At 37.9% G+C, this 11,242-nt stretch carries 10 protein-coding genes and 1 tRNA gene; 2 read left to right on the forward strand and 9 right to left on the reverse strand.

Annotated elements, in window-relative coordinates:
• Positions 1–2: 2 nt before the first annotated feature.
• From rbfA to scpB, 6 genes are all read right to left on the reverse strand, one after another.
• On the reverse strand, positions 3–422 hold the full coding sequence (gene rbfA / locus KUI_RS05150) for a 30S ribosome-binding factor RbfA (RefSeq protein ID WP_013521231.1): 420 nt from the start codon (positions 420–422) through the stop codon (positions 3–5).
• A gap of 6 nt (positions 423–428) precedes the next feature.
• Complete coding sequence (gene infB, locus KUI_RS05155) at positions 429–3,248, reverse strand: translation initiation factor IF-2 (RefSeq protein WP_013521232.1); 2,820 nt, start codon at positions 3,246–3,248, stop codon at positions 429–431.
• Positions 3,249–3,266: 18 nt separating this feature from the next.
• Positions 3,267–4,739 carry a transcription termination factor NusA gene (gene nusA / locus KUI_RS05160; protein WP_013521233.1) on the reverse strand — a complete coding sequence of 491 codons (1,473 nt, stop codon included), beginning with the start codon at positions 4,737–4,739 and terminating at the stop codon, positions 3,267–3,269.
• Positions 4,739–5,254 (reverse strand): ribosome maturation factor RimP, encoded by a 516-nt coding sequence (rimP, locus tag KUI_RS05165; RefSeq protein ID WP_013521234.1) that lies wholly within the window; start codon positions 5,252–5,254, stop codon positions 4,739–4,741. Before rimP ends, nusA begins: the two co-directional genes overlap by 1 nt.
• 120 nt (positions 5,255–5,374) lie before the next feature.
• On the reverse strand, positions 5,375–6,631 hold the full coding sequence (gene rluB / locus KUI_RS05170) for a 23S rRNA pseudouridine(2605) synthase RluB (RefSeq protein ID WP_013521235.1): 1,257 nt from the start codon (positions 6,629–6,631) through the stop codon (positions 5,375–5,377).
• Between the two features lie 12 nt (positions 6,632–6,643).
• Entirely contained in the window at positions 6,644–7,243 is a 600-nt protein-coding gene (gene scpB, locus KUI_RS05175; RefSeq protein ID WP_014840456.1) for an SMC-Scp complex subunit ScpB, read from the reverse strand.
• A gap of 141 nt (positions 7,244–7,384) precedes the next feature.
• Here scpB and KUI_RS05180 point away from each other — a divergent pair.
• A tRNA-Met gene (locus KUI_RS05180) sits at positions 7,385–7,461 on the forward strand.
• Here the strand turns inward: KUI_RS05180 and KUI_RS08145 are convergent.
• Positions 7,418–8,389 carry an RluA family pseudouridine synthase gene (locus KUI_RS08145; RefSeq protein ID WP_014840457.1) on the reverse strand — a complete coding sequence of 324 codons (972 nt, stop codon included), beginning with the start codon at positions 8,387–8,389 and terminating at the stop codon, positions 7,418–7,420. The two genes, KUI_RS05180 and KUI_RS08145, sit on opposite strands and share 44 nt — an antisense overlap.
• 98 nt (positions 8,390–8,487) lie before the next feature.
• Here KUI_RS08145 and KUI_RS05185 point away from each other — a divergent pair, with 98 nt between their 5' ends.
• Positions 8,488–9,306, forward strand: a complete 819-nt coding sequence (locus KUI_RS05185) for an outer membrane protein assembly factor BamD (protein WP_014840458.1) — start codon at positions 8,488–8,490, stop codon at positions 9,304–9,306.
• A gap of 52 nt (positions 9,307–9,358) precedes the next feature.
• Here KUI_RS05185 and KUI_RS05190 read toward each other — a convergent pair whose 3' ends face one another.
• Together KUI_RS05190 and KUI_RS05195 are read right to left on the reverse strand one after the other, a co-directional pair.
• Positions 9,359–10,633 carry a Y-family DNA polymerase gene (locus KUI_RS05190; protein WP_013521238.1) on the reverse strand — a complete coding sequence of 425 codons (1,275 nt, stop codon included), beginning with the start codon at positions 10,631–10,633 and terminating at the stop codon, positions 9,359–9,361.
• Positions 10,634–10,635: 2 nt separating this feature from the next.
• Complete coding sequence (locus tag KUI_RS05195) at positions 10,636–11,238, reverse strand: LexA family protein (protein WP_013521239.1); 603 nt, start codon at positions 11,236–11,238, stop codon at positions 10,636–10,638.
• Positions 11,239–11,242: the final 4 nt, after the last annotated feature.

Genomic DNA, 11,242 nt, shown 5'->3' on the forward strand with positions numbered 1-11,242 from the left:
ATTTATAAACCTCGTATTTTTGGAGGGGCAAACTCTACTTCATCATCTGCTGAAATTTCGCAAGACTCAACATTATTCGCTTTATCAATTAGCTTACTCATCTCAATTACATGAGAAAGTTGATCGTCATGAAAAAATCTCAAAGTAGGAACAGTATGTATATGAAGCATCTTATAAAGCAATGAATGCAAATATCCTGCTTTTTCATTAAGCACTTCCTGTGCATTCATCGCCTCAGCTCCAAGCACGGAAAAATAAACTTTTGCGTGAGCATAATCTGCAGATAAATCCACACGAGTTAAAGTAATCAAACCATGACGCGTACCTAGTTCTCTTTGAATTAAAAAAGCTAAATCTTTTTGTATTTGGTCGGCAATGCGTATCTGTCTGCTAGGCCCTGTTTTTGTTTTATGTCTGCTCACTTTAGCTTACAAGGTCCTAGCAATTTCACGGATTTCAAATACTTCAAGTTGATCTCCAACTTCGATATCGTTATTATTTTTTAATGATATACCGCAATCAAAACCTGATTTAACTTCTTTAACATCATCTTTAAAGCGTTTCAGTGAATCTAAATACCCAGTCCAAATAACAACATTATTACGAAGCTGACGCACTTGAGCTTCACGTCTTACTAGACCTTCAGTAACCATACAACCTGCAACTTTACCGACTTTAGAAATTGTATATACTTCGCGAATTTCAACAAGTCCAATAATCTCTTCTTTCTTATCCGGAGTGAGCATACCTGAAAGTGCACTTTTAACTTCATCTACAGCATCGTAAATGATGTTGTAGTAACGAATGTCAATGCCATTATTTTCAGCAAGTTTTTTCGCACCTTGATCGGCACGAACGTTAAAGCCGATTATGACCGCTCCAGAAGCTGTCGCTAAGTTTACGTCTGACTCAGAAATTCCACCTACTGCGGCATGCACAACTTGAACTCGAACTTCATCACCAGATAGTTTTAGTAATGACTGTACTAATGCCTCTTGCGAGCCCTGAACGTCAGTTTTAATAATAAGAGACAGAGTCTTAACGCCCTCATTATTTTGGAACATGTTTTCAAGATTTTGAGCTTGCTGACGAGCAAGTTTCACGTCACGGAATTTACCCTGACGGAAAAGAGCAATCTCACGAGCTTTACGTTCATCTAAAAGTACAAGAACTTCATCTCCTGCATCAGGCACCTCAGATAAACCTTGAATCTCAACTGGGTATGAAGGTCCAGCTTCATCAATTGTTTTACCATTTTCGTCAAGCATGGCACGAACACGACCAAAACTTGCTCCAGCCAAAATTGCATCACCCCTATGAAGCGTACCGCTTTGAACTAATATAGTGGCAACAGGACCTTTACCTTTATCCAATCTAGCTTCAATTACTATACCTTTTGCAGGCGAATCAACTGCAGCTTTTAGCTCTAATATTTCTGCTTGAAGTAAAACGTTTTCTAAAAGCTCTTCTATACCTTCACCAGTTTTTGCCGACACATGAACAAAAGGAACATCCCCACCATATTCTTCAGGGATTACCTCTTCAGCAACCAATTCCTGTTTAACTCTTTCAGGATTTGCTTCAGGCTTATCTATTTTGTTAATTGCAACTACCATAGGAACCTGTGCAGCTTTGGCATGGCTAATAGCCTCTTTAGTTTGAGGCATTACACCATCATCTGCCGCAACTACGATAATTACAATATCAGTTGCTTTTGCTCCCCTTGCACGCATTGCTGTAAAAGCTTCATGTCCAGGTGTATCTAAAAATGTGACTACGTCCCCAGATTTAGTCTTAACTCTATAAGCACCAATGTGCTGGGTAATGCCACCAGCTTCTCCAGAGGCAACACGTGTTCTCCTAATGTAATCCAACAAAGAAGTTTTACCGTGATCAACGTGACCCATAACAGTAACAACAGGTGCTCGTGTAGACATCTCATAATCACGTGATTCATTTTCAGCATCTAAGAATGCTTCTGGATCGTCTAATTTAGCTTGTATCGCCGTATGACCTAGTTCTTCTACTACAATCATGGCGGTTTCTTGATCCAAGACTTGGTTTATGGTAACCATTTGACCAAGGAGCATGAGTTTTTTGATAACCTCAGCAGCTTTAACTGACATTTTGTGAGCTAAATCAGCGACTGTAATAGTCTCAGGAACATGGATTTCGCGGGCGATAAATTCTTGTACTAGAGGTTGTTTAGTTTCTGATGATTTATTTTTAGGCCTACTGCGACCCCCACCAGCTCTCCATGTTTCCTCTCCAGAGTCTGTATAGTTTCGTTTATCATGTTTTTCATTAGCTGACGGTTTCTTAGTTGGTCTAATCCCATCATTCCAATTTTTTTCTGACTTGTCTGAACCTTTAGTTGATTTAGCTTTACTACCTTTTTTCTTATTATCGGAATCGTCTTCGTCTACAACAGGTTTCGCTTGGGTAGAAACTGTTTTAGTTACGTTTGGAGTATTAACTTTTTTAGCAGAAGGCTCAGCAACTGAAGAACTAGGTACACTTGGTGCAGGAGTAGCCTTTTTAGCTGGCTTAGGATTTCTAGCATATTGAGTTAATGCTTCAGCTTCACTCTGAGCTTTTTTACGGGCATCTTCTCTATTTTTTTCTGCTTCTTCAGTTGATTTTTGAGATTTAACTGGTTGAACAGATTCAACCTTTGGTGAAACCGCTTCAGGTATTGGTATTTCTTTTTCTTCTTTTGGCAATACCTTTCTCACATCCTGCTTCGGAGTTTCAACCTTAGTTTCAACCTTTTTAGGAGCTTCAGTTATATCTTGTTTAGCTTCTTTTTCAACCACCTCAGATGTTGCAACTTTTACTTCGACCTTAGGTTGCTCCTTAGCCTCAATTTTTTCAGAGGCTGTTGCTGGAGCAGTAGCAGGTTTTGGTGCAGGAGTCTGTGCAGGTGAAGCTTTAAGCTCAGGTGCACTTTTAGGCTCATGTACAACTTTTGATTCATGTGCAACTTTAGGTTCAGGTCTTGAAGGCTTAGCTGTAGCAATAGGCTTAGATTGCAGTTCAGGATTTTTAACTTTATCCTCAACTTTTGGAGTAGCTGATTTGACTGATTCTTGTTTTTTGGCTTCACTAACTACTACAGTACGTTTCTTTCTAGTAGTTACTGAAACAGTAGAACCGTCAGCCTGCTTGATCTTTGAATGCTCATTGCGTTTCAAAGTCAATTTTTTCTTTGTAGTGTTATCAGTTGTTTTAACTGTATCTTGGGACATTAAAATTCCTGTTTTAAATTATTCAAACCAATGAGCTCTTGCTTTTAAGATAATGTCATAAGCTGTTGCTTCATCTACATCTAAAATCTCTAAAAGCTCATCAGTAGCGAGTTCAGCTAAATCATCTCTAGTTGAAATATTATTTTCCACAAGCTTAGATACCATCTCCGTAGTAAGACCGTCTATATCTATCAAGCCTTTTGATGAAGCAACCCTCTCATCTCTTTCTGCTGCAGCTACAGATAAACTATGTCTAGCCCTATTTCGTAGTTCGTGTACTAATTCTTCATCGAAACCTTCAATCTCTAATAGCTCTTGTTCTGGTACATACGCAATTTCTTCAAGTCCAGTAAAACCCTCTTCTATAAGTACCGTCGCAATTTCTTCATCAATATCTAACTTATCGGTAAATAATTTCATGATGCTTTGGTCTTCTTCCTGCTGTCTAGCTTGACTTTCTTCTGGTGTCATGATATTTATTTGCCAACCAGTTAAATCAGAAGCTAATCGAACATTTTGACCACGAGTACCAATTGCTTTAGCTAAATTTTCATCATCTACAACAACATCCATAACATGTTTTTCTTCATCAACAATAATTGAAGATACATGTGCAGGAGAAAGAGCAGAAATCACAAACTCCGCAGGTTCATCTGACCATAAAACAATATCAATTTGTTCGCCATTAAGTTCATGTCTCACAGCACCTACTCTAGACCCACGCATACCAACACAAGTACCGATTGGGTCTATGCGTTTATCATAAGCTTGTACAGCTATTTTTGCTCTAATGCCTGGATCCCTAGCAGCTGCCTTTATTTCAAGTAATCCCTGTTCAATCTCTGGCACTTCATATTCAAAAAGCTCTCTTAAAAATTCAGGGTCAATTCGAGATAATTGTATTATCTGACCTTTAGCTTCCTTATCAATTTTTTGAACATAAGCCCTAACGCGATCACCGATTCTAAACGACTCTTTAGGAATCATTTCAGCTTTAGGTAAGCGTGCTTCAAGTTTACCTACCTCTACAACAACATCGCCTTTATCGATGCGTTTCACAACCCCAGATACGATCTTATCGTTTTGTGCAACAAATTCATCTATCCACTGTTTGCGTTCAGAATCACGCATTTTTTGTAAAATAACTTGTCTAGCAATTTGAGCACCTATACGACCAAACTCTTGAGGCTCTAACGGCTCCTCGATAAAATCACCAACTTTAATATCTGGATGATCTTCAACTGCATCAGAATAAATTTCTTCTCTTTCTGGTTCTTGAATACCGTGTTCATCTGGCACAACCTCCCATCGACGAACACCCACGTAGTTACCAGTATCACGATCAATCCGAACTACAACATCCGCACCTTCTTTAAACTGCTTTTTCATAGCTGAGGCAAGTGCACCCTCAATCGCAGCAAAAATTTCTTCCACGGGAAGATTTTTTTCGTGTGCCATTGCATCGATAAAATGGATTATTTCGCGACTCATTATTTTTTACCTTTGAAATTTAAAATAGGGTCTAATTTCGCTCTGTCAACATCAGAATAATTAAATTCAATAATCTGATTTGATTGCTCTTGAGCACTCTCAACATTTTTAGTTTTTTTGGATTTAGAGTTTTTAATTTCTGGATCTAAAACCAAACGAAAAGGGTTATTAATATCCTGGGTAACCTCTAAAACCCCTTTAAATACTTTCTTACTGGCAATGGCCTCGTGAAACTTCACCTCAACCCTTTGTCCAGCAAACCTATGAAAATCATCTTCTTTTTTTAAGGGTCTATCAGTACCTGGAGATCCAACTTCCAAACGAGCATAATCAACATCTTCAACTTCATAAATCCTAGAAAGAAGTCGTGAAACCTCCTCACAATCTTCTATGGTAATACCTCTATCGATATCAATTGTTACTCTAAGTAGCCCCTGAGCCGCTCTTTCAATATCTACTAATTCATAACCCAGTCCCTCAATCGGACCACGGCTAATTTCAAAAATGTCTTTCATAATCAATAAAAAAATGGGCTTAAATTAGCCCATTTCAATCTAAAAATGCTATGTAGTAAAAATACTAAATTAACTACTAATGACAAATTTTAGCAGTAATCATATGATTTAACAAGAAAATTAACGATTAGTGGTATTATTGCGTGTACTTCTACCTCGTCTCTGGCTAGGGACACCTCTACCCGTCAACCCCCTTTGAGGACCACCTGCACTTTTACGAACTTTGTGAATCGAAAAATCCTTACTTGGGTCTATAGATTTTTCAAACCCAGGTGGCAATGCATTTCCATGCGACACTGGTCCACGCCTTCCCTTACGACCATCTTCATCATTTTTCTTATTAAGGCCCAAACATTCCATTAAACCTAGAACTTGAGATGGGTCAAGTTCCTCCCACCTTCCTCTTTTTAAATTTCGGGGGAGATGAACATCTCCAAATCTAGAACGGATAAGACGACTAACAGTTAAGCCCAAAGCTTCGAACATACGTCTTACCTCTCTATTTCTGCCCTCTTCAATAGTTACTCTATACCATTTATTACTACCATCCCCACCTATATAATCAATGGATCCAAATTTTGCCAATCCATCTTCTAAGTGGATACCTTCGGTCAGAGTTTTAAGTTGAGTTGAATCAAGCTCCCCAAGAATTCTAACGGCGTATTCACGTTCGTTGCCATATCGGGGATGCATAAGTCTATTAGCCAAATCTCCTGATGTAGTAAAGATTAGTAGACCCTCAGTATTAATATCAAGTCTACCCACAGATACCCATTTAGCAGTCTTCATCTTTGGAAGACGTGCAAAAACTGTTGCTCTGTTTTTAGGATCATCCTGCGTAACTATTTCGCCAGCTGGTTTATGATAAAGAATTACTCTAGGCACTCTATTAGATTTAGGTCTATTGATAATTCTGCCGTTTACTTTAACCACATCCTCATCAGAAATTCTTTGACCAATATGTGCAGGTACACCGTTAACAGATACACGACCCTGAATAATTAAGTCTTCCATATCTCTACGAGATCCAACACCCGCATCAGCCAATATTTTATGAAGTTTTGGTTTGCTAGAGTTTTCAGCAACCTTTGCAAGTTTGCTAATTTTTTTTGAGAACTTTTTATGATCTTCTGTTAGAAATTCAAATACATTTTGATCTTCATGTTCAGAAGCCCTAGTATGCTCGTCTATTTGTTGATCATCTATTTGGAGCTCGTTATTAAAATCAGCCGAATCTTCTGACTTTTCAAACTTTGAGCTAGTTTTATGCCTTGGTGTTGGGCTTAATTTGGTATTGGTGTTTTGTCTTCTTCGAAATGGACTGCGAAGCTTACGTGGTCGGGATTCTGTTGAAGTATTTTGATTTTCAAATGTCATATAAAAATGAATCTAGCTTGATTCTTGTATGTTTAGTTGAGAGTTATTGTTAAGTGGAGGAGAAGAATCAATCAGGTTTTCTAAACTACTTTCTCCTAGTTCTTCTATAGGAGGAAGTTCTGAGAGAGACTTAAGTCCAAGGTCATCTAAAAATTGTTTTGTGGTACCCAATAATGAAGGACGTCCAGGTCCATCACGGTAACCAACAACATCAATCCAACCACGCTCTTCCAATGTCTTAATTATGTTTGAAGATACGGTAACACCCCTGATATCTTCTATATCCCCTCTAGTTACTGGCTGTCGCCATGCAATGATAGATAAAGTCTCTAAAACAGCTCTGGAATACTTTGGTGGTTTTTCTGGATTGAGTCTTTCTAAATATATTTGCATCTCAGGAGTAGATTGAAAACGCCACCCCGTCGAAAGCTCAACTAATTCTAACCCACTATTAAGCCACTTTTCCTGAAGCCCTTTAAGTTGTTGCTCAATGTCAACAAATTTAATATTATCTGAGCTTAAAAATAAATTTTTTAACTCACTAACTTTTAAAGGAGAACTTGAACAGAGTAAACAGGCCTCTAAAACTTTAGAAATTGTTTCGCTTTGCATATCTAAGAAAAAGTGAGGTGCGAGCTTGAATTGTATATGTAAGTTTATATTTAAAAAATAATTAAAGTCAAAATATTAAATTTTTTTTACAAAAACTATTGAAGTTAGAAAAAAATACTTTTATAATCTTAATTTACTTGACGCGGGGTGGAGCAGCCTGGTAGCTCGTCGGGCTCATAACCCGAAGGTCGTAGGTTCAAATCCTGCCCCCGCAACCATCTTCATATCCTCTGCTACATCACATCTAAAGCATAACCTTTCCCCAGACACTGGATCATTAAATTGAAGCTCATATGCATGAAGCATTTGTCTTAGGTTTTTAAAAGTTTTTAATTTAATTCCACCGTACAATTCATCTCCAACTAGAGGATGATTAATTGAAGCCATATGAACCCTTATTTGATGAGTACGTCCAGTTTCTAACCTACAATTAATCAAACTTATATTTTTATCCTCTATATATCCGTGCCTAATAGTCTCATAATGCGTAATAGCTTCTTTTGGGGATATGGGTTTAACTATTTTTGAAGAAGCCATCTTTATCGGATTTCTAGGGTCTCTACCTATTTCATCAGCTATAACACCCTGATCGGATGTAGTACCGGAAACTATGGCTATATACTTTCTACCCATAGTTCTTGCTTGCAGTTGCTTTATAAAATTGAATTGCGACATTTCATTTCTAGCTACTACAAGTACCCCAGAAGTATCTTTATCTAGTCTATGAACAATACCAGCCCTAGGTACATGTTTAAGTTCAGGAAATCTGTAAAGCAAACCATTAAGAAGAGTTCCAGACCAATTGCCAGAGCCAGGATGAGTAACTAGTCCAGCTGGCTTTCCAATTACAATCCAGTCTGTAGACTCATCTATCACATCAAAATTAATATCTTCGGGTTGAAAAGCCCTAGTGTGCTCATCTGGCTGTATATCGACTTCTATAACATCTAAAGGACCTACGACAGTTCTTACTTTTGATTCATTTGCTGACTTTGAATTAATCCTTACATGCCCTTCCTCAATCCAATTTTGGATTCTACTTCTTGAATATTCTGGCAATAACTGAGCTAACACTTTATCCAACCGATCTGCTTTAGTCGTTATATCCAAGGTAAATATGCGTTTTTCTAAATTTTCATCCAGCATAAACTTAATTAATTTAAAGTTATTATTGTTTCTTATGTATAGAGCTAGTTAATGTTATTATTAATCGTTTAGTTTTAAGATATTCTTCTCATAATAAAATGAAAAAAACACTAAGGAACATTTTAATCTTATCCTTTACAGCTATCTTGTCTGCTTGTGGTATTTTTGACCGAGAAATTGACGAGACTGCAGGTCTTCCAGCAGATAAACTTTACGATACCGCTCGTACCTACGTGCGTGGACGAGATTGGGATAGTGCAAGAAAGTATCTTGCTGCTATCGAAAACCGTCATCCATACAGTTCTTACGCTCAACAGGCTATGATTGATGAAGCCTATGTTAACTGGAAGGATGAACAACCTGAACGTGCAATTGCAGTAATCGACAGATTCCTTCAGATATATCCTAGCCACCCAGGTACAGAATATATGCTTTACCTAAAGGGTCTAATCACATTTACACCCCCAACTCACTTTTTAACTAGTTTTGCTGGACAAAAGCCAAGTGAACGTGATCCTAGAGGTTTAAGACAATCTTATACTGCTTTCAAAGTTCTAATTGATAATTATCCAAACAGTAGATACGCTGCGGATGCACGTCAGCGCCTTGTTTGGTTGGTTACTACACTAGCTGAACATGAAGCAAATGTAGCTAAGTATTATTATGAGAAAAAAGCATATGTAGCTGCTATTAATAGAGCTCAGGTAGTTCTGACTGAATTCTCAGGTGTTCCTTCTGCTGAATTAGCTCTATATGTATTAATGAAATCTTATGAGGCTTTAGGGTCTGAAGATCAAGCTGCTGATGCCAAAAGCGTGTTAGTTAAAAACTACCCTAATAGTCGATATTTGACCCATGGATTTAAAGGCGAAGGAGGTATTATGAAATACCTTTCACCTACAAACTGGTTTAACTAAATACTTAATTATCAGGACCTATCAAAGGTCCTGATTTTTTATCTAGAAACCATCAAGAACAAACCAATAAATCATTAAATCTTGTAGTAAAACAAGGGCTAAGATAATTTCTCTGCATATGCCATCGTGAAGACAATAATGACTGGCTTAATTTCAATGCCCCTTTACCAAATCTTTGATTTGTCTCATCGATTGTCTTCATAAGCTCTTTTCTTCTATCGAACTCCTCTAAGTGTGTCGCACTATCCCATAGTGAAAGTTGATGACTAGTGGGGGCTGGGGTAATTTCACCTAAAGTTATTCCAGCTTTTTTGTAGTTGTATCCGCTTCTGTAGACGACCTTCAGAAGTTCCTGAGCTTTTGAATTTAAGGTCAAAGTATCATCCGTAGCTTCAATCAATCTAGCCATCTTGTAACCGCCATACTGCTGGTCTTGCTCTCTATAACGATTTGTCTTTATGAATACGGATAATTCTTTAGTAAAGCTATTTTGTTTGCGAAGTTTGCGAGCACCCTCAGCTATATGCTCTGATATAGCAGACTGAAGTGAATTTAAATCTGTAATTAACTCTCCAAAACTTCTGCTACATACAATTTGTTTTCTATCCTGCAATTCCTCAAGATCTGCACAGGGGATTCCTTTTAACTCAAGCTGAGTTCGCTCCATAACTACAGAAAAATGCTTACGTAAAAGCCTAGAATCCGCATTAACCAAATCGTACACCGTATCGATACCCATAGTATGTAACTGCTTTGAAATACGTCGACCAATACCCCATATTTCTGATACATCCATAGACTTAAATGCCCTATCCCTAATGGACTTTGACCAATCAGACCAAACCACTACACCCCCGAAAGATTCAGGATATTTTTTTGCTAAATGATTACAAAATTTAGCCAATGTTTTAGTCGGTGCTATACCTATACAAGTTGGGATACCTACCCACTTTAAAACTCTGTCTCTAATTGTTCTACCAACCTCTTTATAAGACCTGCGTGAATCAATATAGGCAAAGCACTCATCGATAGAATAAACCTCTATATCTGAAACTACTGAAGAAATAGTATTCATCATACGCGAAGAGATATCGGCATATAACTCATAGTTGCTTGAAAACGCATAAACTTCACCGCTTTCAACTAAATCTCTAATCTTAAAAAAAGGAAGTCCCATAGGAATGCCTAGAGCTTTTGCTTCACGTGTACGAGCAACCACGCAACCATCTTGATTTGAAAGCACTACTACAGGAACTTCCTTCAAATCAGGACGGAACACACGCTCACAGGAGCAATAAAAACTATTACCATCTATAAGAGCAAACATAACTAGTTTCTAAAGTCCTTAATAACATGTAAAAGCACACCAACTATCCGTAATTGCTCCTGATCACGAAATTTGATTGGAGTATAGATTCCACTTCGATTTTCTGGTCTAAGCTCAACAGACCCGTCTGGCAATATGCATAATCTTTTGATTGTGTACTCATTTCCGATATCTGCCATAACAATATCCATATGCTTAGCGGTGACAGATCTATCGATTATTAAAATATCATCTTTTGATATACCTACATCAATCATAGAATCACCACCGCTACGTACCGCAATAGTAGCCATGGGGTTCTGAACAAGGTATGTATTAAAGTCTAAATAGTCAGCCACGTAGGATTCAGCTGGGGATGGAAAGCCTGCAGGAATCCTCTCTAAGGCTAGAGGAATAGCCAACTCAGGCACACGGCTTTCAGACCATGAATCAGGGAACTGCTGTAACTTTAAATTCTCGATAAGAGTATCAATAGTAGGTATAAGGCTAGCAGGTACTCTTTTAACAACCATAGCCTCACCTAAAACTGACTTACGTCCAGCCCCCTTACGACAGCCTCCCCTGGAACCAGAATTATGTACGATTTTTAATTTAGGATCAGGCATAGCA

It is taken from the genome of Taylorella equigenitalis ATCC 35865 (assembly GCF_000276685.1).
In the GTDB taxonomy this organism is placed as follows: domain Bacteria; phylum Pseudomonadota; class Gammaproteobacteria; order Burkholderiales; family Burkholderiaceae_B; genus Taylorella; species Taylorella equigenitalis.